The following is a 23,114-nucleotide window of genomic DNA, read 5'->3' as shown; positions in this document are numbered from 1 at the left end:
AACAATGGAATTAGTAGCAAAGGAAATAGAAGTAAAAATCGGCAAAAAGGAAATCGTAAAAAACGTATCCATTCATGTGAATAAGCAACAATTTGTGGGCTTAATCGGACCAAACGGATGCGGAAAATCAACTTTACTGAAAAGCATTTATAAAAGCCTAGTACCTCAAAAAGGGATGGTCTTCTTAGATGATTTAGATGTTTTAAAAAGCGCCGAAAAAAAGATTTCTCAACACTTAGGTGTAGTTGGACAATTCAATGAAATGCACTTTGATTTAACGGTACAACAAATGGTGATGTTAGGTAGAACACCTCATAAAAAAATGCTAGAGTCAGATAACCAAAAGGATTTTGACATCGTAGAAGAGGCATTGACAAGAACGAACTTACAATCTTATAGAGAACGCAGTTTTCTTTCACTATCTGGTGGTGAAAAGCAAAGGGTTATTTTAGCTAGAACGATTGCCCAGCAGCCTAAATTTATGATTTTGGATGAACCAACAAATCATTTAGATATTCGTTATCAAATTGAAATACTATCCTGTGTAAAAAGTTTAAACATCGGTGTTTTAGCAGCTCTTCATGATCTAGAAATGGCAGCACATTACTGTGATTATCTTTATGCAGTAAAAGATGGTGAAATCTATGCACATGGTACACCCCAAGAAGTTTTAACACCAGAAACAATAGAAGCTTTATATCATATCAAATGTCAAACGTTTACTAATCCAGTGACGAATGGATTAGGCTTTGCATATGGACTGTAGGAGGAAAAACATGAAGAAAAAATTATTATTAGGAATTGGTTTAGCAGCTTTATTAACATTAACAGCCTGCGGTAACACATCAAAAGATACATCTAAGGAAACTCAAACAAAAGAGCATTATCCACTGACAATTGAGAACTTTACAAAGGCTGAAGGTGGATCAACATGGGAAAAGAAAGATCAAGTATTTGATCAAGCACCAGAAAGAATTATGGCAAATACACGTCCAGCTGCAGAATTATTATTACATTTAGGATTAGGCGATAAAATCGTTGGTGTTGGTGCAAACTTTGGTGCAGTTGATAAAGCTGTTGAAGAAGAGTATGCTAAGCTAAATATTTTAAGTGATGAATATGTTGGGAAAGAGGTTACATTAGGTACTGATCCTGATTTAGTATTTGGTCGTGGTGGCTTATTTGATAATGCTGAATGGGGAGTAGGGACAGTAGATTCGCTTAATGAAATGGGTGTAAAAACATATGTTTTAGAGTCATCCGTAACAGGCGGCACATATGATTCTATTTATAAAGATATAAAGAATATTGGTGAAATTTTTAATGTTCAAGACAAAGCAGATAGCTTTATTAAAGAATTAAAAGGTCGACAACAAGATATTTCCTCAAAATTAGAAAGTATAAAAGAAGAAAAAACATTTGCCTATTTGCATACAAATGATCCAAAAGAGCTTTTTGTTTATCCAGCACACGATGAAACATTCTTTAATGATGCATTCAAAATGGTTAAATTAGATAATATTTTTAAAGATGAAACAGGCGATGTAAGTGTTGAAACATTAATTGCAGCAGATCCAGATGTATTAATTCTTCCTAACTGGGATGGTTCTGATTTGACAAAAGTACGTGAAGAAATTTATGCGAATCCTAAACTATCAAGCATGAAGGCTATTAAAAATAAACAAATGTATATTGTAGATTACAATTACATGTTTGGCTATGGCTATAACACAATTGATGGAATGGAAGCATTAGCAAAAGAAATGTATCCAGACTTATTTAAATAAAACAAAAAGTGCTGTCCTAGCGGGTCGAATAAATGACACGTTAGGGCAGCGTTTTCTTAATACGGAGGAATAATTATTGTTATGGCTGTAGAAGCTGCTCTTTATTTAATATTGTGGTTATTAACTTGGAATTTTCATTGTTCCAGCAGACGGATACAGGATGCTGCTGATCGAGATAGAGTAATTGGGTAAAAAGGTCTTTTCTTGTTTTTTTTATGTTGGTGGTATCAAGCAAATATGGCGATAGGATTGGCAATAAGCCTGTTTTAAAAAGAGCCTCTTTTAAAGTCCAAAACTCATAAAAAACATGTAAAGGCTGATGAGAGACCAATTGACGCTCTGTCTCAGAAAGCGCATATATCATCATATCTTCACTCACTGGCTTTATTTCTTCAACATCAATGCCGACTCGTCCGATAGTGGTGACTGCTAACACTACCCAATCCCCAGAATGAGAGAGATTAAAATCTCCCTGCCAATGAGGGTGTCCTGCAATATAAGGGCGCCCAAATTCATTATGAGCTAGTTGTAACAGAACGTCATCTATATAGGGAAGGAGTGCCCATCTAATAAGAGTGCTACCTAGCAACGCTCTTTGCTGATCCTGCCAGTGCTTGTATTGCTGAACTTTTCTTTGCACCTCAAAAGGGAGTACTTTAAGGAAAGCATCCCGTTCTGGTGGTGCTAACTGTACTCCTAGAGGAAGTGCAAATAACTGTATAGTTTGTTTTATCATCTTATATTGACTTGTTTTGGTTCAGGAAAGTAGCCTGTATCAATGCCATATTGAATCATTCTGTAAATAAAGGCTTTATTTGGTGCCGCACATTCAATCTTGGTATGAGCTAAAAATTCTATCGTTTTCTTGCAATTGAAGATAAATGGGGAGTCACTTGCTCCATCACCTTCAAGCTGCGCAATGGCTAACGATAAATATTCCTGTACATCTTTTGAATGATCACCATTTAATAGCCAATCTGTATACTCTTGTGTTGACACAATTGTTAGGTCATAACCAATTTCCTTAAGCATATCGATTAATTCTAAATAAGTAAGCGATACAGGGTTACATAAATGGAAGACATGGCCGTTGGTTGCTGGCTGGCTTGCCAAAGAAACAATTGCCTGACTAGCATAATTGATTGGTGTGAAGTCAACATGCCATTGTGCGGTAGGTGTTTTACCTAAATAAAGCATTGATTTAATCATACGGTAAAAGGCATTGTCATCGATATTACGTTGGAATTTACCTGTTTCAGAATGACAGCTTAAATTTCCTACACGATAAATGGAGACAGGGATTGCATCCTGTACAGCGTTTCTAACAAGGTTTTCTGCTTCTAGCTTACTTTGAGTATAAACATTATCAAGCTTAACATTGTAATTGAAGTTACCTTTTGCTTCATTTGGTCCCCATTGTATGGCGGCTAGCTCCTCTGGAATGCCAATTGTCGATACATAATGGAAATGCACACCTGGTTTCTGTTTGGCTATTTCAAGCAAGTAGCGAGTTCCATTCACATTGACATTATTAAAATGATCAGCTGCACCGAAGTGACGTACATCTGCACCACAATGAATGATAGCATTAATTTCTTTCATAATGATTTTTTCATCTTTATCAGATAAGTGTAGTCGTTGCTTCCCTAAGTCACCTTGGATAACAGTAATACGATCTTTCATCTGCTGAGCAATGGTATTGCCAAAATAAAATTGCATACTCTCTCTTAGTTTATCTTCAATCGTAGTTTGGGTGCTTGGTCGAATAAGGCAATATATGTGCGCAGTTGTTGTTGCTAATAGCTCATATAATACATGACTACCTAAATAACCTGTAGCACCTGTTAGTAATACCGATGTCATTGGCAAGGGCTTCACATTTTGGGAGACTTTTAGAGGACTAGGCTCCATTAAGTCCTTGAATACAATGTTTTTAGCTGGCTCGTCTTGATCTTCAATCGCTTCTGGTTGATAATGACGAATATAATGATCCAGTTCAGCAATCGTTTGATATTGGAAGAAATCCTGAATCTTTAAGAATGGTATATGTTTTTTCACTTGTACAAGAATCTCGAGCACTTTTAGCGAATGCCCTCCGATATGAAAGAAGTTATCGTGAATGCCAATTGGCTCAATACCGAGTACAAATTCCCATGCAGTAGCAAGCATACGCTGTGTATCATTTTCTGGGGCAATATATGTAGTACTGCGTGATAAAGTTAATTCCAATGAAGCTAAGTGTTTTCGATCAATTTTTCCTGTAGGGGATAATGGCATTTCTTGCAATTCAATAAATTGCTCTGGCACCATATAATCTGGTAAAAGATTTGCTAAGTAGTCCCTTAAAAGATTCTCCTCAAGCTGCATCCCACTTGCCACCGTATAGTAGGCAAATAAATGATTATTCCCATCAGCCATTTTCTTTGCAATGATCACAGCTTCCTGAATACTCGTATGATTGCTCAATACTGTTTCGATTTCACCAAGTTCAATACGGAAGCCTCTTACTTTAATTTGAGAGTCTTTACGTCCAACAAATTCAATGACACCAGTTGGCAATAGTCGAACTAAATCACCTGTTCGATACATTTTTTGATCTGGCTTTAAGAGATGAGGTACAAATACTTCAGCTGTTTTTTCAGGCTGATGTAAATAACCTGCTGCTAAACCAGCACCAGCAATACATAATTCTCCGATTACATTAACGGGACATAGCTGATCGTCCGTGTTAATAACGTACATTTCATAATTGGCGATTGGTCTACCAATAGGGATACTAGATTGCATGTCTGTTATCTGACTTTTCACCTTAAAATAGGAGGACAATACTGTACATTCAGTTGGTCCATACACATTAATAATTTCTGTAGAGAGTCCAAATTTGTCTTGCCATTTTTGAACAATGGCAGGCAATAGGGCTTCACCACCTACAGATAAATAATTTAATGTCGAAAGCTTTTTTCTATAGCTTACTGGTAAATGTGTAGCTAGCTGTGTAAAGAAAGCATTTGGAACAGTAGCGGTCGTTACTTGCTCACGGTCGATCATATCAGCAAATGCCTCAATGGACAAACGCTCTATACTTGTAAGCATATGAAGTCTTGCACCTGAAAATAAAGCAGTAAAAGTTTCTGTTATAGAAGGGTCAAAACTAAAAGAAATAAACTGGGAATAAACATCTTCTTTAGTTGAATGGTAGATTCGTTGATTATCTGTTATTAAATTAATGACAGCCTCATGCTTAAGCATGACGCCTTTTGGCTTACCTGTTGAACCAGATGTATAAATAATATAGGCTAAATCGGATGGAAGAAGTTCACATTGGATATTTTCCTGTGAATATCCTTGCTCCATTTGGTTGATTGTGAGCACTGTGCGTGTTTGGGAATCATTATGTATAAAATCATTCAGTAGAGCTGTATGTTCGTTTTTCGTTATGATAAATGGAGCACCTGTATCGTTTAATAGGTACTGACAACGTTCTTTTGGATAGCTCGGATCAATGGGAACATAAACTCCACCAGCTTTCAGGATACCTAACAAACTAATGACGGTTTCTTTACTGCGTTCCATAACTATCGCTACATAGTTTCCTTTTTGTAGACCGTTGGCAACTAACATATGAGCAACTTGGTTGGATTGTTCATTTAGCTGACGGTAGGTAAGTTTTCCACCTTCATAGGATAATGCGATTCGTTCCGCAAATTTTTGTGCTGCCTGATAAAATACGTCAGGTATTGTGGTGTTTTGATCGTAGTCAGCTATTGTACGGTTTAACGTTTGATATGCGAGTAAGTCTTCTCTGTTTAATAATTGTGTACTATTGGATTGAAGTGTTTGTTGGTCAAAAGAAAGCGTATTATTCTGTGATGGGTGTACATCAAATTCTTTTTTATTATTCAATTATGACAACTCCTATTTTAGAAAAGGGCCGACACCTATGAAGGAGCGATTATCGTCATTAGGTCCACAGTAGTGAATCGATCTGTGAGAAACTAACGGACATAACTCTCCTTAATAAGGGCAGCCCTTTCATTTTTTATTTCACTACAAAGGTATTAACAACATTCATTAATTCATCAGATAGCTCGGATAATACTTGAGCTTCTTCAGAAACTCGTTGTACTGTATTCAATTGAGAGGCAGAAGTTGCTGCTACTGCTCTTGTATTGTCCTTTGAATTGACTGAAAAATCTTCCATATCTTTTACGGCGGATGTTACTTCTTCCATACCAGCTGCCATTTCTTCAATTGTTGCAGAAAGCTCTTGAATTTGCCCTGTCACATGGTGAATGGAAGTTAAAATCTGGCTAAATGATTTTTCCGAATCATTGATCATGACAATACCATGATCTACTTCTTCTACAGCGTGAACCATGATATTTACAGATTCGTTTGTATCATGCTGGATATGAGAAATAAGTGTAGAAATTTCTCTCGCAGATGCCTCAGATTGCTCTGCAAGTTTACGTACCTCATCAGCAACCACTGCAAAGCCACTACCAGCCTCCCCAGCACGTGCAGCTTCGATTGCCGCATTCAATGCAAGTAAATTGGTTTGCGAAGCAATCCCTGTAATGATTCCTACGATTTCTTCTATTTTATTGGAATGATCGCCAAGTAATTTAACAGAAGCTGCAGATTGATTAACAGCTTTGCTAATAGCATTCATTTGTGCAACAGATTTGTTTGTCGATTCATTCCCTCTTTCAGCTTCCTCTGATGCTAAAATCGAGGATTCTGAAATTTGATTGGACGTCATGGCAATACGTTGAATACCAATATTCATTTCTTCAATGGTAATTGTACTTTCTTTTGCCTTTTGTACTTGAAGATCAGCGCCACTTGCAATCTCCTGCATGGAAGATGCTACATTATTATATGAATCGGAAGCTTCTTGCATATTTACAGATAAAACATTGGCTGTGTTTGAAACACGCTCAGAAACAATCGTTGTACTCTTAATAACATTTTTTAAGTTATCGATCATAGAATTAAAATTTTGTGTGAGCATTCCTACTTCGTCTGTTGAAGTAACTGGTAATGGTTCCAGCTCTAAATTACCTTCTGCGACTTTTTTAGATTGTAAGGAAAGATGTTGAATTGGTGTTAATTTTTTTCTTAAAAGAGTGTAAACAGCAATGGATGAACCAATTAAGAAAATAACCGTTACTAATAATGTCCATAGGGCTTCAGACATCGCTTTTCCTGTTACCATTGATACGTCATAGTCAATGGCATAAGCAGCCAGCATGTTCCCATTCTCATCCAAGATTGGTGTAAGGCCTGTTTTATAGCTACCATATTCATCGCTATAAATATCTGTTGCTGTTGCTTTTTTTGTATCAAAGACTTCTTTAATTCTTGCTAGGAAATCTGGAGATAAACCCATTGCAATCATATCTTGGTTATACTCTGCCCCTAGTTCAAGTATACTAGATGATAGAACAGGTGCATTAATATTTTCACCGTTAACTGTAATTAAAAATAGATTGGTAATGCTATCTGAATTATCATTGATTGCATCCATTTCACTAGTTAATCGTAGAGCATCAGGGTTACTATTTGTAGGATTCTCTAATATCGATTTTAGTGTAGTAATATCAATGGTTTTGGCTAGGATCATGCCTTTGTCAGAAAGAGATTGATTCATGTCTGTTAAATTACTATTTCTTACTATATAATAAGAAAGACCTAAAGTAACTAATCCAAATAATAATAAAATACTCACTACTATTGCAGTTAATTTCTTACTAATAGACATTTGCTGCTTCTTGCGTGTTTTCATGCTTTTCCTCCTAATATGATATAGCAAATATTTCAAGCTAAGGACTATAAATGGATAATTTAGTCAATGTACTACACATTGAAGATGTTGATGTTATTCGTAGAAGTCCAGATGCGTGTTAACTATTTATAAATGCAAAATAATCTATTTATCCCCTATCATTTAACTACTATACTGCCAAAAAAATTGATTCACAACCCAGAAAACTTACTATTTCAAGTCATGATTTCTATAAATAAATGATGATATATAGTTTTTTGGTCTATATATTTTTTAGGTTAGGTTAAATTTTTACAAAAAGCTATATATTTCCTAGTATAAAAAAGAAGTATGCTCAGATCTAACTTATTTTCAGTTGATTAAAAATTTGGCTGAAATACCAATTTCCAATTCCTTGTTAGGGCTTTTTACTTATTTTGTCATGACTTATATGTAAAGGAATTTGATGATTATTGTTATGGGAATAAAATGAAAAAAGGTTATTTCTTTATTCTTAAATAAAGAAATAACCTTTTCTATTGTTGCTAAGGCCGCGGATTACCAAATATGCCCGGTAAAATATTAGGGAGTCCTGGTATTAATGGTGGTGGGAAACCAGGATATTGCCCCCCTGGACGTGGCGGATAAGGTTGCGGTGGATAAGGCTGTGGTGGATAAGGACGTGGTGGATAAGGTTGCGGTGGATAAGGCTGTGGTGGGTATGGCCGCGGTGGATAAGGTTGAGGTGGATATGGTGGATATGGTGGTGGGTATGGCGGCGGATAAGAACTACCAGGAGGTGTTCCTGTACCTGCAGCAGTGATTTGACTAACATCCACAGTCACTATTTGACCATTATCTAACTGAATTTCAGCAGTCCTTCCTCCAGTTCCGAATGTCCGAATTAATGTACCTGAATAAGTACCAGTAGGGAGTGTTACCCATATTTTCATACCTGGGCGAAATTGACTGTTAAAATCATCAGGGGCTAATCTAGGATAAACCAATGAAACACACCTTTCTTCATTTTTTCTAACATATGCCTATTACGATTTTTGTCATAGGCTATAGGCTATGGATGCTTAAGTTCGAATTTGTTATAAAATAAAACGATTTTCATTATAATAAGGGAAAAAGCTAAAAGGATGTTTAGCACATGGCAATTATTAAGATAAAAAAAATAAACATACAAAATTTACGAAATGTACGACAGGGTGAAATTGTTCTCACAGTAAATTTTGAGACATTTCTACAAGCGAATGTTGTTGGCCTATATGGACAAAATGGCTCTGGAAAGACAACCATTGTAGATGCATTTAGTTTATTGAAGACACTTCTATCAGGATGGCTTGCTGAAGTGAAGTTGCCCTCTCAAAAGAAGCGACTTATATTGGCAGGAGAGCAAACAGCTAGCATGGATGTAGAATTTCTAGTTCAGAATCAATTCGGTACATTTTTTGTGAATTACTATGTGGAGCTACAGGAGGATCAACATCGACTATATACTACGTTGGAGCGCCTTACCTATCGAGAAAACACGAAAGGGAAGCGATCAAAGATTTTAGTGGCTGTGACGGAGAGGGATGTACAAATTCGTCAATCGAAACTGGATGATTTGAGTGAACAAGCACGAATTCAATTACTGGTTATTCAACAGTTAGCAAGAAAACAATATATATCATTTCTATTCCATAAAGATATAAAGACATTATTACAGGAACGGCTTTCTGAGCTAGAAATGCAGTTGCTACAAAATATTGCTGTTGATTTTAGTCGAGACTTACATGTTGTTAATACTCAAAATATTGCCCCACTATTTGAAGAACGGATGATGCCATTCAGTATTCATTTAGAGAAAACAAGAGGTCTTATTCCTTATGATTTAAATGGACCAGCTTTATTACCAGAGGATGCATTCTATGCATTATGTGAAGTTATTGAACAAAGTAATCAAGTGCTCTCAGCAATTATTCCTGGTCTGACGATTAAAATTAATATCATTACAAAGCAAATGATGGACAGTGGCGAGCAAGGAATTCGTTTTGAATTTTTGTCTCAGCGCGGGGAGCAGGAATTACCGCTACGAACAGAGTCAGAGGGAATTTTAAAGATTATTTCTATTCTTAGTGTATTAATTGCTGTATACAATAATCCGAATGCATGCGTGGTTATTGATGAATTAGATTCAGGTGTATTTGAATATTTGTTAGGTGAGTTGTTAACAGTGATAGATGAGGATGGAAAAGGGCAACTTATTTTTACTTCCCATAATCTACGTGTGTTAGAGGTGCTAGCTATTAAAAATTTATGGTTTACGACAACAAATGAACATCACCGTTATATGCAGCTAAAAGGTATCAAAGAAGTGAATAACGCTAGAGATGTCTATTTACGTGCTATCCAGCTTGGCGGGCAAGAGGAAGAGATATATAAGGAAACTAAAACATTTAAAATAAAGCGGGCTTTTCGTAAAGCAGGTGTTCAACATGACTAAAAAAGTACTTTTGATTATTGTGGAAGGGCAGACGGAGCAAATTATTTTAGAGGATTATTTAGATGCTCATTTTGCGAACTCCACAATACGTTTTGATGTACAACGAGAAGATATCTTAACAAAGTGGGATGCGCACAAACGAATACCGAATATTAAAAACAGTGTTGTACGAGTGATTCAAAGCTATCTTGAAAAATATAAATTTTTAGCCAATGATTTAACAGCGGTTGTTCATATTACAGATGCAGATGGATGCTTTATCGCACCAGAGTGCGTCAAGGTAGATGAGCGTATCGAGCAAAACTTATTTTATACAGAGGATGCTATTTTAGTGAAGTCGGATAAACGCAAAGAACAAATAGAACAACGCAATGATATGAAGGCTAAGAATGCTAGAATTTTGATTGCCAATGACCACTTTAGCATTAACCGTATGAAAGTACCTTATCAATTATTTTATTTTTCTACGAATTTAGAACATGTCTTATGGAATGAGCGCAATGAAATCCCAACAGAAAAAATACAAAAAGCAGATGAATTTATGGACAATCTGACATGCACGATTGAGGAATATTTAAGCACCTATCTCCCAGTTAGTTCAGAGTTGTCTTATAGGGAAAAAATAAAGAAAAGTTGGTCATTTTTAATGGAAGGCTGTCATTCATTGCATCGTGGCACGAATGTACCGCTATTGTTTGAAATGATTAAAACAGATGTAAAGTAAAAACAGGTGACGAATGGAGTCACCTGTTTTTATCTAGAGTACGTTAGTGCATTTGCTCATAGCTTCGAATATGAGTTAATATAGCTGGATCTTTAATTTTTGTATCTTCACATAGTAATAAGAGCTTGGTCATGATCTCAGCCGTCCGTGGATCATCATCCACCATCGGTAAGAAAATTCGTCCACGATGCTGAGATGGGACAGCAATAATTGGGATCATGGAACCGCCTATTTGATGCACCACACCACTTCCTAAATGTAAGGAGTAACTTGCTAGCTTACCTTCTATGAGGGCATGTTGCTTTTTCACTTCCACATTGTTTAGCTTCAATAATTTAGCCAATTCTTCTACGATAATACTGCGCATTTCAACAGTAGAATGACTTGCCTCAGGGTCTACACCACCAACATGAGCTACGCTGACAACAAGATCAATATCTCGCATAACCTCAGAGAATATCGCAGCTGGAATATCATCTAAAACGATATCTTTGCCTGTTAGTCGATCATAGAAGTAAACACCTTCGATTGCAGGTGCTTCAATTTCTGCTGGCGTAAACCAATCTGCCTGTGCATACAAGGATGCCACAATATTTTCCTTATAATATACTTTACGTGGTCCTGTTTCATAGCTGATTTGCCAGCCACGTGTTTTCAACAGGGCTACTGTTTGTGAAGGATTTACTTGATGCCCTGCATAGCGCAATGAATGTTTCTGTGCTTTTTCATCAGCATTGATGAGATATAACTCACGGAACACTTGCTTAAATGGCTGTTTAATGTTGTGCTCGAACATATAGGATTGCCACTGTCTCCATTGACCGCTCTCTAGAAGATGGTAAGGATGAGCAATCTTTATAGAGGACGTAGGAGCAAGGTTCACAATGTCAGCCGATAAAAGCTGTAAACCTTCTGATGTCAGCATTCCAACGTAATTATCGCTAATAAATAGTAGTTTTTGTAACAGCGGAGCTAGAATCGGATGATCTAATAAATGAATGAGCTCCTCGACCGAAAATACTGTTTCTAATTCCATTGCTTGCTCAAGCGCTGGGCGTGCTCGTTTATATTGCTCTTGTAAGTCTTTTCGGGCTTCCTGCAAGGTTACAATATCAGCATGCTTTTTTAATGCAGCAGGAACGTTCTTTAGACGTTTACCATCCTTTTCAACAATAATAGCTACAGAGGCATCATCCTCTATTTGTAGATGGGCTGTAATTTGCTCGATTTGTTGTGCTTTAAATAATTGCTTCATATCGTTAAAGGCAGATAACTCCATACGCCATGTGAAGCGAGTGGCTTCTCCATCCCCTGCATTGCGCGCTAAATTTTCTAGAGCGATACTTGCTGCTCGAGCCTCACTTGCGCGGCGTTGAGCACCAAATTGCTTACTTTCCTTCAAAAACTGTTGAATAAATTGATAGCGTGTCAGGGCGTCTTTGTCATCGGATTTTATTAAAGGGATAAGACCAAGTGCGCGCAGTTTATCTTTATTGCGTTTATCTTGAATTTCTTGCATTAACGGTTTTGGACTGAGCTTACCGATAGCTGTATCTGCATAAAGCTGTGCCCGACGATGGTTGGCTCCTTCAGAAGCATATTTTGCAGCATCATAAACAAGTTTGAATTTCTTAGCCCCAAGTGTTTGATAGGCGCTTTGGAACCAAGCTAAATCGAATGCACCATCACGGAAATCCTCAGCAGTTATGCTAGAGAAAAGGGCAATCTGATCTTTGGCAAAGTCGGATAAAGAATCTGTGGTGTGAGCGATAAAATACCAGGCTGATTCTTTTAGTCCATCCCACCCAATCACTTCACTGACAAGGTCTATCCAATGCTGGTTATACATCATGGCTTCAATTAAACGTTCTTTAGAAATGTCTGTTTTCAGCCATGCTTCTTTTAATTGCTGGGCTGTTTCTTCTTTTTTAGGGTAACAGTTAGTTAGCAATCTGGAGAATACATCCTTTTTCGTTTCTGCCTGCCAAATATATCCTCGCGCAAGTTTTTCTCCGTCAAGTGCTTGTAGAATTTGTAAGAAATAATTAATACCCTCAAAATAAGAAATGCTACTAGCTAACTTTGTAACAGCAGTAGGCGTATCACCACGTTTTAGCTCTATGGCTAAAATTCGATCAATTGCTTGTTCACGAATAGTAAAGAAATCGGTTAAATCTTCAAATGACTGTTGATAGCGTTCTCGTAATTTAGTTGGCTCGTTAAATATTTCTGAAGCGAGCGTATTGGTAAAGATGGCCTCAAATAAGTGATCTTGCGTAAATAAACCAACCTTCATTGCGTCTAAATATTGGAATAAAGATAAATTGTAGACGTTTGGCTTATAGCTTTCATTTTTCATACGCTTTGTTAGCTCTTCATTGAGAGCTAGCATTTTGACATATTCACCATAGGTTGAGTAATCAGACCAGCATCGATCAGCAAATGTCTCAATGACATCTAAATCGATAATGGTAGAAGTGGAACGATAGTAATAATAACCCTTCTCTCGAACATCAAGTTGCCACTGATCAGCAGGGATTTGTTTGAATAGCTGTAACATTATGCCTACTGCCTGTTCGAAGCGATTAAATTCGGGTGCATGCTTTTCGAGTAATGAAAGTGCTTCCTGATGTAGCACTGTATCACCTGAGATTTTGTCGATGTCTTGGGATAGCACTGAGAAAATCTGTTGAATTGTATCGTCATATTTCAAGGAATTAAATTGCGCAACACGTACTTTTAAATCTTTGTATTGGAAGAACGGTTTAATTAGTGTATGAGCTGCTTCGGAAAGATCATGAGCAGCAGGGTATTCTGATAGATTATGGTAAAAATTAAAATAGGCTAAGTCCTCATTACTAAATAATGCTGTCTTCATCCATTGAACAATTTCTTTGGGGATAGGATAAGCATCAAGACTAGCATGTCGTTGATTATCCGATTTAGTTGCCATTACACTATATCTTTGTCCTAATGTAGTGCTAATGGGTGTGTCATTCCATTGGTATGTTTCATATTCTAGTTCAGCATGTTTATCTAAAAGTTGAATAAGCTGCTCTAGCTTAGATAATAATTTATCAACATCATATTGAAAGAATTTTTCAAAAGGTGTAGGTGCCTGTACATAAAGTGGAGCAAGCTGTTGCCAAGGCTCTACACCATTCATTTGAATGGCTCCATCCGAAATACAGCCGTATTGAATAGGGGGATGTGGCGTATACAAGCCAAAGCCATTACTCTCGTTATACTCAGGGACATCCCTTGTAATTAATTGCTCTAACAAAACTTGCTCGTTTTTAGTTACTTTTGGTAATAAGGAGCATAAAGCTGTAATTTGCTCGCTTGCTAAGTTGTGTCGCTTAGAGGCTTCTAATAGTAATTCAAGCCCTCCAAGTCTCTTTAACTGCTTACTATCTTTTAACAGCCTTTCAGCACTTTGTAACAGATTATTCTGTGCCTGAACTTTTAAGAGTGAAATAGCCTCTTTACGAAGTGCACCTGATTTATTTGCTAAAAGATCTTCAATCTTTGCTATTTCTTCTTCTGTTGGTGTTAAAGCACGTATTTTTTTTAACGCGAGAGAACGATTAATGGAACTACGATCTCGTAAAGAATTAAATAAAAATTCGCGTTGACCTTGTGTGACAGGTTCTAGACAATAAATATTCAGTAGGCCGATTCTGCTAGATGGTGAGTAAGAATCTGCATGCTCAATAATTCGTTGGAATAATGCCTCGTCTTGTACATGATGGGCTAAAATAATTTGTGTTGAAATTAAATCTTCTAATGACAAATGGACATGGACAAAGGATAGAGGTTTGCCTGTAATGTTAAGTCCGTCTTTCGTAATTTCACTTTTTGCCCACTCAAGCTGTTCAAATAAAAGGTATTCAATCCCTTGTAACTGTGTGTTTTCTTGCATGAAGGTTTGAAGGATTTGCGCCCATTCATTGTCTCTTGCATACTCACTATTAATATGGTGATTAGCATAAAGAAAATTGCCCCATGCAAAGGCAAACAACTCGATATCTTTTGTTGATAAGATTAAATCCTTTACAAATGGCGCTGTGAAGGAAATTTTCGATAAGTTTTTCAAAAAGGCAAGCGTTGTAAGTTGGATATGTTTATCACGTTTTAAGAGTATTGTTACAAGGTCATTTAATTTCGTATAGTCCTTTGTAGCAGTTGCCCATAATGCAACATAGATATCAATTGTACGTTCACTCGTTAACAGTTGCTCAACAAAGCTGTCTTCTTCGATTGCTTGGATGGCTAATGCAAGAACTTCCTCTGTTATTTTTTGATTTTCGAAACTATTATAGCCAAGTCCCATCCAAGTATCGACTGCTCGAATTACAGAGGAGAAGCGTGTTAGGCGATGTTCCTGAATAAGCTTCATCATGTTGAGTTGTGCATCAAGATTGCCATGGTCAATATTTTCTACTATTGCCTGTCGTAAACCTTCTTGTCGTGCAGCTGCTAATAAGAGTTTGCCAAGGGCATCATGCATCCGATGATTACTTGATTTAAAAATACCTCGAATGAATGGATGGCCGAAAAAGCTACTTTGATGTTCATCAAATAAAATACCTTCTACTGCTTCTTCAATTGACGGGTTTTCTAATGATAGTTCTTCAGCAAGCAACTGCTCAAAGACATTAAAACCCATTACTTTTGTATTTTCATTCTTTAAGACATAGGAGCTATAGCTTGGATAGGTTCCATGCTCATATTGACGATGATTCGTTAACAACTCCTGCAAAGTAATTTCCTCAAATGTCAGCATTTCTTCTATTAATTGTAAACATTGAAACAGATGGTCTTGCACTGGTTGAGAAGAACGAAAAGATCGACGTAAAACACCTCTTTGGAACATTGTAGCATCAAAGCGTAATGCTAGTTTCTTGATCTTAAGTGCACGTTCTTGTGAAGAAAACATGGTAAGCACTTCAAATAATGGTCCACTAAATAGTTCTTCAAGTGATAAATATTGTTGAGCAGCTATAAGCGTTTCAATGTCATAATCTCTATTGTCCATGTATTTTAACAATGCAGCTGCTAAAGGCTGTATTGCTATAGGTGCAGAATCAACTATACTTTGAAAATGTATTTTTTGTTCATGTGAAAGTGTCATATAAATCCCTCCTTACCAAATTCGTCCTGCAAGCATAGTAAGTTTAATAAATGTAAAGACATCGTCTTCCTGTATGTTTAATGGTGTAGAAAGAGAATCTAAAGATTCTTCATTATGAAGGACTAAAAACAGCTCGTCCTGAAAGGCTTGAAGCATTGTGGAAATAGCTTGATCCACTGACTGTACAGTATCCTTTTTCTTTTCTCCAAAATGTACTTTGCCATATTGAGCAGCTTCTTCTAGTTGCTGATCCGATAAATAAACATGAAGTGGTGTATCTACCATTTTCTCATTAAATTGTTGAACCTGCTGTGTAACAAGCTGAACAAGTAAATCTTGTAACGTTATGACAGGCTCTTCAATTGAAAATGAAATTTTTTCAAGTTTACGAGACTTCTTACCGATTACTTTTTGCTGGTAAAATAAACGCAATCTAACACCTCCTTACAATAATTTCATTATACAAGAGTGAGAACAGGGAAAAGAATAAGGCATATGACGCTAGTTGCGTAAAAAAATTTGGGAAAAGTGTTATCAAAAGTAGCCTGCTACAACTGATTTGTAGGGTAGAAAGTGGGTAAAAATTTACTGAAGATTATGCAGAAAGTAGAACATTTGTACGATTATTGTTATCAAGATAAGTATCATTTTGCGTTTTTTTATTCTAATAACGGTGAAGAAGCAGAATATATTACTCAGGTAACTTTTTAGACATACGTATTTAAAAGAACATTCTTTCATGAAATCTCGTAAACGAAGATTATTCTCATTAGTATTAAATAGGTGACATAATACAGCCTACTATTTATTTGCTATAAATAGTGGTGTACTTTTGTGGAGTTGTTAAAAGACATCTTTTCATCTCTGACTTCATAAGCTTTATAGGTATGATTTTATAAAGCTAGAAGGAGGCAAAATCATTCAAATACACGTTGTACGGGCTGGCGAGTCTTTATGGGGAATTGCACAGGCGTATGGGGCTACGGTTCAGAGCATTATAGATGCCAATCAAATTCCAGAGCCAAATCGTTTAGTTGTGGGGCAAGCTCTTGTAATCCCGATTGTCGGAAGCTTTTATTATGTACAGCCAGGTGATAGCCTATGGTCAATTGGCCAACGTTTCGGTATTAATTATGTAACACTTGCACAAGTAAATGGCATTAATCCAAATCAACCATTAGCAGTTGGAACGAGATTATATATCCCACAGCCACCAAAAACAAGGGCAGAAACTTTAGCCTATTTAGAGCCGAGAGGAACATCAGTTAGTGAAGCACTCTTGAATCAAGCGAGGGAAGCGGGTCCTAATTTAACATATTTAGCTTTATTTAGCTATGAGGCTAGGCGTGATGGTACTTTACAGAGGCCACCAAGCCAAGGTGTGACACAAATTGCAAATGATACGGGAGCATCAATGGCAATGGTTATTTCTAATTTGGAGAATTTTAGTTTTAGTGGTGAATTAGCGAGAGATATTTTTCAAAGTACAGCTGTTCAAGATTTATTATTTGATAATATTCTTGCAGAAGCAAAGCGACTTGGGGATGTTAAAGATATCCACTTTGACTTCGAAAATTTGCCAGCAGATCAACGACAAGCCTATAACAATTTTTTAAGAAGAGCTGTAGAAAAATTTCACACTCAAGGATATACAGTGTCTACAGCATTAGCTCCTAAAACAAGTGATAGTGAACGAGGACCATGGACAGCGGCACATGATTATAGAGCACATGGGGAAATCGTGGACTTTGTTTTACTCATGACTTATGAATGGGGATATTCAGCTGGCCCACCAATGGCCGTTTCACCTCTCCCAGAGGTAGAAGCAGTTGTAAAATATGCGGTGAGTGAAATACCTGCAAGCAAAATTATGTTAGGGCAAAATTTATATGGCTACGATTGGACGTTACCTTTTGTTCAGGGGGGACCGTATGCAGAAGCGCTTAGTCCACAGCGAGCCATTGAAATTGCTAAACGTTATAATGCAGCAATTCAGTATGATTGGAGAGCCCAAGCACCATTTTTTGAATACTATGATGAGCAAGGTAGGGCGCATATGGTGTGGTTTGAAGATGCTAGATCTATTCAAGCTAAATTCAATCTCATTAAACAATATAACCTTCGTGGTATTGGTTATTGGAAATTAGGACTACCATTCCCTCAGAACTGGGTGTTAATTGGTGCCAATTTTGATGTGGTAAAGAAATGAGAAAATGAAGAAAAAAGGACGGATTGCCCAATGTATTTTCTTCGAAGAGGAAATTATCTGTAAAATTCATTTCTAATTATGGGTAAATATATTATAATTATGGTAAATAGTATTTTAGGAGGTATATTTTGGGTAAATTTAAAAAGTTAGGTATTATTTTAACCACTACTGCATTTTCTGTTGGTATTCTAGCACCCGTTTCACAAGCTTCTGCAAATGTGAAAGAGCCTTCAGAGCGTATTGCAATACAGTTGGCTGCCTCAGAGACGAAAGTGACAAAAGGTATGCTAATTAACAAATTACGTGCACTATTCCCTGAAGAGTTCAAATTTGTAGCTGATAATGAGTTTAATTCTGGAGGCGGTCATTTCTTTAGAGATGATACAACGGTCCGTTATGATTTAAACTTCCATAAAACGGTAAATGGTAAAGATGTATATGGTGGTTTTACATTTAAAGGTGAAGATTTAGAGTTAGAACATTTCTATTATCAGCCAGCTAATATCGCTGAAGCAGTATATCCCGCAAAATATTCAGAGACTGAAGCAAAAAAAATTGCAGATGACTTCCTAAGAAAATTTGCGAAAATAGAGAACTATAAACTCCGTGAAGATGGCTTCGGTTATTACAATGTCATTAATCGTCCATTATCACAACCAATTACCTACTCATTTGTTTATTCACCAACCTATAATGGAGTGCTTATTGGCGATCAAAGTATCACTATAGATGTTCTTGCTAATGGTCAAATAACAGGAATGTATAAAAATACAGAATCAATTGGTAAAGCAACCTTTGATAACTCAAACCAGAAAAAAAATGAGGAAGAAATTGTTGCACAAGTACGTGATAACTTAGCAGTTGAACTTCGTTATTACGTTGACTATTTTAGCGATCAACGTAATGTGAAGCTTGTCTATATGCCAGCAACAGGATTTAATGGTGTACATGCTTTAACAGGTCAATGGCAAACAACGAATGGCTTCTCTACACAAGTTCCTAAGACGAAAAGCGCTGAGAAAATATCCTCACAGCAATTACCACCAAGAAAAAGCGGTATGACAGTAGCAGAAGTTGAGGAATTCGCTAAAAATTTATTAAAAGTTGATGAAGACAAGGCAAAGCTCACTATTGATATGGTTGACGAAAGAGAAAATGACAATGGTGAAACGGTTTATACAGTAAATTACATGTATATGTACAATAATGGCGGGTCTGGTACCTCTTTAGAAATTAATAAGGCAACAGGCGATATCGTGCAGTATCACGATATTATGAGAGATTTTATCAACACTGACAAAACAACTACCCTCTCTAAGGATGCGGCATTAGCAAAGGCTGTTGAATACTTAAAGCAATGGGCTCCATCCTATTTACATGAGTATTCGATGCCAATTGATGATCCTGTACATGATGATTATAGTAAAGATTATTACTTCTCCTTCCCACGCATCGTAAACGGAATTGCGGTTGTTGGAGATGAAATAAACGTAGGTATTGGCTCTGATGGATCATTACGTTCATTGAATGTTAATAAACAAAAGATTAATAACTGGCCTTCTCTTAGTCAAGTAATCTCTGCTGATAAAGCAAAAGAAGCATATAGTAAGGCCCTTACATTACAACTACAATATGTAAAGCAGGATACTGAAGGTAAACAACATTATGATCTAGTCTATGCTCCAACTTACAACGGTAGCTTAGTTAATCAAATTGATGCAATTACTGGTGAATGGTTGTATGAGGTAGATGGCTCAAAAGAAAAGCAATCTATTTCACACCCAACAGCAGCCAATGAATTAAATTATCTTCTACATCAAAATGTATTAGAGATAAAAGATATAGCAAACTTTAATGCTGATGCTGCTGTGACAAAGGGAGAAGCATTAAAGATTCTACTAAAATCTTTAACATATGGCCATTTTGGTAGTGGCGATGGTGAAAAGCAAACCTTCAGCAATATCGATAAAAACCATCCATTATATGGAGTGGTTGAACAAGCTGTAAGAATGGGAATTTTACAGCCAGCAAACCAATTCGCTTTGGATGAAACATTGACTCGTCAAGAGCTAGCAGTATGGGCTGTTAAAGCAATGCAATTGGAGAATGTTGCAAAGTATAAGGATATTTACAAATTAAACTTTGCGGATGCAGCTTCTATTGATCCAGCGTATACAGGCTATATAGCAATAGCAAATGGGATGGGGCTGATTGATACACAGCAAAATAACTTTAATGCTACCAAGAGTGTGTCATATGCCGATTTGGCTGTGTCAACAGTTCGTTTAGCAAAAGCTATTCAAGAAAATAAAGTGGATCGTAACTTCTATTATTAAGTCGCATTCCATGAAAAGGGTATCTCCTTATTTGTAGGAGATGCCCTTTTTAGGTTAGTTTGTAGAAGAATGGGGAAATAATATGTAAAGAAAGGAGTGAATAAATTGAAATTGAAATTTATTTTAGTGATTTCTTTAATGACTGTTATTCTTTACGGCTGTAATAAGGATGAGGTAAAAGATGTGCCTGCAAATGCTCCAGCAGATCAGAATGCTACTCAACAGACGGGTGAGACGCCAACTGACCAAGTGACATTTAATTTTTTAGAGTTTTCTTTAGATGTTGATTACTCTGCAACGGAGTCTTATGAGGTAGAATATGAGGATAAAAAAACAGGAATAGAAGCAAAATTAGAAGATGATCGAAAAAATGAAAAACTGCAGGGCGATGAAGCTTATACTAAATTAGAGCCGTTATTTAAGCAGTTGAATTTTGATTCTACAACATCTAATGATGAAGTGATTGATCAAGTAATCAAAGTATTCAATATTGAAGATAACTATCAATCCATTGAAGTGGATGTCGAATTTGTAGACGGCAATGAAAAGGAATTTAAACGAATTAAATAATAAAAACAAGCCAGCTAGCTGATTTAATCAGTTAGCTGGCTTTACATTCATTTACATTCTCGTACCCAATGTCGATGTTTAGCAAGGGCATGAACAAAAGATTTTGGATCGGTTGCAACCCCATGTTTATTGGCTATATGCTGTAAAAATAAAACATTTTCCGTATAACCTATTGTTTTACAGTGCTGATAGGCTTGTTCAATAAACTGTTCTGCTTTTGCTTGTTCATAGGAATTCTGAAAGGCTCCTGTAACATAAACCCCATCATAAAGAACTGAGGAGGTAGTAGCAAATGTTTCGTGAATTTCATAGCCGCTTACTATGCCTTGTTTATTACTTACTAGTTCAACTACGATATCTTCACTTAAAAATGTAGCAATAAGTTCATTTAATTTTTCACTACTATTTTCTGTAACAATTACAGCTACTTTATTAGATTTGACACTTTCCTTTGCATTGATTACTTGGCTAACAGCAGGAGAAGTTTGTTGAATATGTGGTACTTCCACTTCTACAGGTGGAACTATACCAATACGTTCAGCGATAGCTGAAGCAAGTGAGTAACTGACATGAGCATACATGTCTACAACTTGTTTTCGAATCGCTTTATTTTTTACTTTGCCAAGTTCAAAGCTAAAGGCATCGATAATATGCTTTTTCTCAATATCTGTCATACTAAGCCAGAATAATCTTGCTTGAGAAAAATGGTCTTTGAAGCTCTCACTACGTGCACGTACTTTATGCCCTTCAACTTTTTCTTCATAATGCTTATATCCACCATCTGCTTCAGAAACAGGATGTGGTGTATTATTGGCTAAGGAATTTTTATGGTAGCTAACTTGTCCCACATTAATGGTTTGTCGGCCATAGCCATCTCGTTGGTTATTATGAAATGGACAAATTGGTTTATTAATAGGAAGCTCATGGAAATTAGGTCCTCCCAGTCGTATTAACTGTGTATCGGTGTAGGAGAATAAACGACCTTGTAATAAAGGATCGTTTGAAAAATCAATGCCAGGCACAACATGCCCGACATGGAATGCGGCTTGTTCCGTTTCTGCAAAAAAATTATCCACATTTTTATTCAAGGTCATTTTCCCAAGAATGCGTACTGGAATTTCTTCTTCAGGCCATATTTTCGTGGCATCAAGAATATCGAAGCTAAATTTGAATTCATCTTCAACGGGAATAAGTTGCACACCAAGCTCCCACTCTGGGAAATACCCACGTTCAATGGATTCCCATAAATCTCTGCGGTGAAAATCGGGATCTTTTCCAGCAATGATTTGTGCTTCATCCCATACTAATGATTTTACCCCAAGTACGGGTTTCCAATGAAATTTAACAAAGTGGGCTTTTCCTTCGGCATTAATAAAGCGATAAGTATTAACTCCGAAGCCCTCCATCATTCGATAGCTTCGTGGAATCGATCTATCTGACATATGCCACATAACCATATGAGCAGACTCCTGATTATTTGCAATGAAATCCCAAAAAGTATCATGGGCACTTTGTGCTTGTGGTATTTCGTTATTTGGTTCGGGCTTTACAGCGTGTACAAAATCGGGGAATTTAATAGCATCTTGAATAAAAAATACTGGTATGTTATTTCCAACTAAATCATAATTGCCCTCTTGTGTATAAAACTTAGTAGCAAAGCCGCGTGCATCACGAACAGTATCTGCAGAGCCTTTAGACCCGGCAACGGTAGAGAAGCGGACAAAAACAGGGGTTTTAGTGCCTTTTCCATTTAAAAATTGAGCCTTTGTAATATCACTTGCGCATTCATATGTTTCAAAAATTCCATGAGCGGCTGAGCCACGTGCGTGTACTACTCGTTCAGGAATTCGTTCATGGTCAAAGTGAGTCATTTTTTCACGGAAATGAAAATCCTCTAGTAAAGTGGGTCCTCGCTCACCTGCTTTTAGTGAATGTTCATCTTCCGATATTTTTAATCCTTGATTGGTTGTGAGAGGTTGATCTTTATCACTTACTCGGAATGCTTCTAGCTGTTGTTGTTTTTGATTGACATCTTTTTTCATTTAGAATCCTCCTTTATAAGTTACAACTACCTTCTACCCGAACGAAAAGAT

14 protein-coding genes are annotated in these 23,114 nt (G+C 36.7%); 7 read left to right on the top strand and 7 right to left on the bottom strand.

Annotated features, from left to right (window positions below; genetic code table 11):
* Positions 1 to 4 precede the first annotated feature (4 nt).
* Together AC1RFD_RS20450 and AC1RFD_RS20445 are read left to right on the top strand one after the other, a co-directional pair.
* Entirely contained in the window at positions 5 to 766 is a 762-nt protein-coding gene (locus AC1RFD_RS20450; protein WP_054548890.1) for an ABC transporter ATP-binding protein, read from the top strand.
* Between the two features lie 10 nt (positions 767 to 776).
* Complete coding sequence (locus tag AC1RFD_RS20445; protein WP_054548889.1) at positions 777 to 1,787, top strand: ABC transporter substrate-binding protein; 1,011 nt, start codon at positions 777 to 779, stop codon at positions 1,785 to 1,787.
* A 79-nt stretch (positions 1,788 to 1,866) separates the two neighbouring features.
* On the opposite strand, the gene AC1RFD_RS20440 is transcribed toward AC1RFD_RS20445, so the two are convergent.
* The 4 genes from AC1RFD_RS20440 to AC1RFD_RS20425 form a co-directional block, all read right to left on the bottom strand.
* Positions 1,867 to 2,523, bottom strand: coding sequence for a 4'-phosphopantetheinyl transferase family protein (locus tag AC1RFD_RS20440; protein ID WP_103118884.1), 657 nt, complete (start codon positions 2,521 to 2,523; stop codon positions 1,867 to 1,869).
* On the bottom strand, positions 2,520 to 5,690 hold the full coding sequence (locus tag AC1RFD_RS20435; RefSeq protein WP_492475229.1) for a non-ribosomal peptide synthetase family protein: 3,171 nt from the start codon (positions 5,688 to 5,690) through the stop codon (positions 2,520 to 2,522). Before AC1RFD_RS20435 ends, AC1RFD_RS20440 begins: the two co-directional genes overlap by 4 nt.
* Positions 5,691 to 5,826: 136 nt before the next feature.
* On the bottom strand, positions 5,827 to 7,575 hold the full coding sequence (locus AC1RFD_RS20430; protein WP_288579987.1) for a methyl-accepting chemotaxis protein: 1,749 nt from the start codon (positions 7,573 to 7,575) through the stop codon (positions 5,827 to 5,829).
* Between the two features lie 524 nt (positions 7,576 to 8,099).
* Entirely contained in the window at positions 8,100 to 8,561 is a 462-nt protein-coding gene (locus AC1RFD_RS20425) for a hypothetical protein (protein WP_009374122.1), read from the bottom strand.
* A gap of 149 nt (positions 8,562 to 8,710) precedes the next feature.
* Between AC1RFD_RS20425 and AC1RFD_RS20420 the strand changes: the two genes are divergently transcribed.
* Together AC1RFD_RS20420 and AC1RFD_RS20415 are read left to right on the top strand one after the other, a co-directional pair.
* The gene (locus AC1RFD_RS20420; protein ID WP_048394941.1) at positions 8,711 to 10,048 is read left to right on the top strand and encodes an AAA family ATPase; all 1,338 of its coding nucleotides are present in this window, start codon (positions 8,711 to 8,713) and stop codon (positions 10,046 to 10,048) included.
* Positions 10,041 to 10,772: a hypothetical protein gene (locus tag AC1RFD_RS20415; protein WP_066038139.1), complete on the top strand. Its 732-nt coding sequence runs from the start codon at positions 10,041 to 10,043 to the stop codon at positions 10,770 to 10,772. Before AC1RFD_RS20420 ends, AC1RFD_RS20415 begins: the two co-directional genes overlap by 8 nt.
* A gap of 43 nt (positions 10,773 to 10,815) precedes the next feature.
* Here the strand turns inward: AC1RFD_RS20415 and AC1RFD_RS20410 are convergent, their stop codons facing one another.
* Together AC1RFD_RS20410 and AC1RFD_RS20405 are read right to left on the bottom strand one after the other, a co-directional pair.
* Positions 10,816 to 15,906, bottom strand: coding sequence for a DUF4132 domain-containing protein (locus tag AC1RFD_RS20410; RefSeq protein ID WP_103118882.1), 5,091 nt, complete (start codon positions 15,904 to 15,906; stop codon positions 10,816 to 10,818).
* 12 nt (positions 15,907 to 15,918) lie between these two features.
* Entirely contained in the window at positions 15,919 to 16,338 is a 420-nt protein-coding gene (locus AC1RFD_RS20405) for a hypothetical protein (RefSeq protein WP_048394944.1), read from the bottom strand.
* A 604-nt stretch (positions 16,339 to 16,942) separates the two neighbouring features.
* Between AC1RFD_RS20405 and AC1RFD_RS20400 the strand changes: the two genes are divergently transcribed.
* The 3 genes from AC1RFD_RS20400 (at position 16,943) to AC1RFD_RS20390 (ending at position 21,021) form a co-directional block, all read left to right on the top strand.
* Positions 16,943 to 18,115, top strand: coding sequence for a glycosyl hydrolase family 18 protein (locus tag AC1RFD_RS20400; protein ID WP_412758724.1), 1,173 nt, complete (start codon positions 16,943 to 16,945; stop codon positions 18,113 to 18,115).
* A 128-nt stretch (positions 18,116 to 18,243) separates the two neighbouring features.
* Positions 18,244 to 20,451 (top strand): YcdB/YcdC domain-containing protein, encoded by a 2,208-nt coding sequence (locus AC1RFD_RS20395; protein WP_342557109.1) that lies wholly within the window; start codon positions 18,244 to 18,246, stop codon positions 20,449 to 20,451.
* Between the two features lie 105 nt (positions 20,452 to 20,556).
* Positions 20,557 to 21,021, top strand: coding sequence for a YusW family protein (locus AC1RFD_RS20390; protein ID WP_048394947.1), 465 nt, complete (start codon positions 20,557 to 20,559; stop codon positions 21,019 to 21,021).
* A gap of 47 nt (positions 21,022 to 21,068) precedes the next feature.
* Here AC1RFD_RS20390 and AC1RFD_RS20385 read toward each other — a convergent pair whose 3' ends face one another.
* Positions 21,069 to 23,063: a catalase gene (locus AC1RFD_RS20385; RefSeq protein WP_048394948.1), complete on the bottom strand. Its 1,995-nt coding sequence runs from the start codon at positions 23,061 to 23,063 to the stop codon at positions 21,069 to 21,071.
* Positions 23,064 to 23,114: the final 51 nt, after the last annotated feature.

It is taken from the genome of Lysinibacillus sp. GW823-FHT02G10 (genome assembly GCF_058797135.1).
Note: the sequence above shows the minus strand (reverse complement) of the source record. Positions and strands in the feature narration are given on the sequence as shown.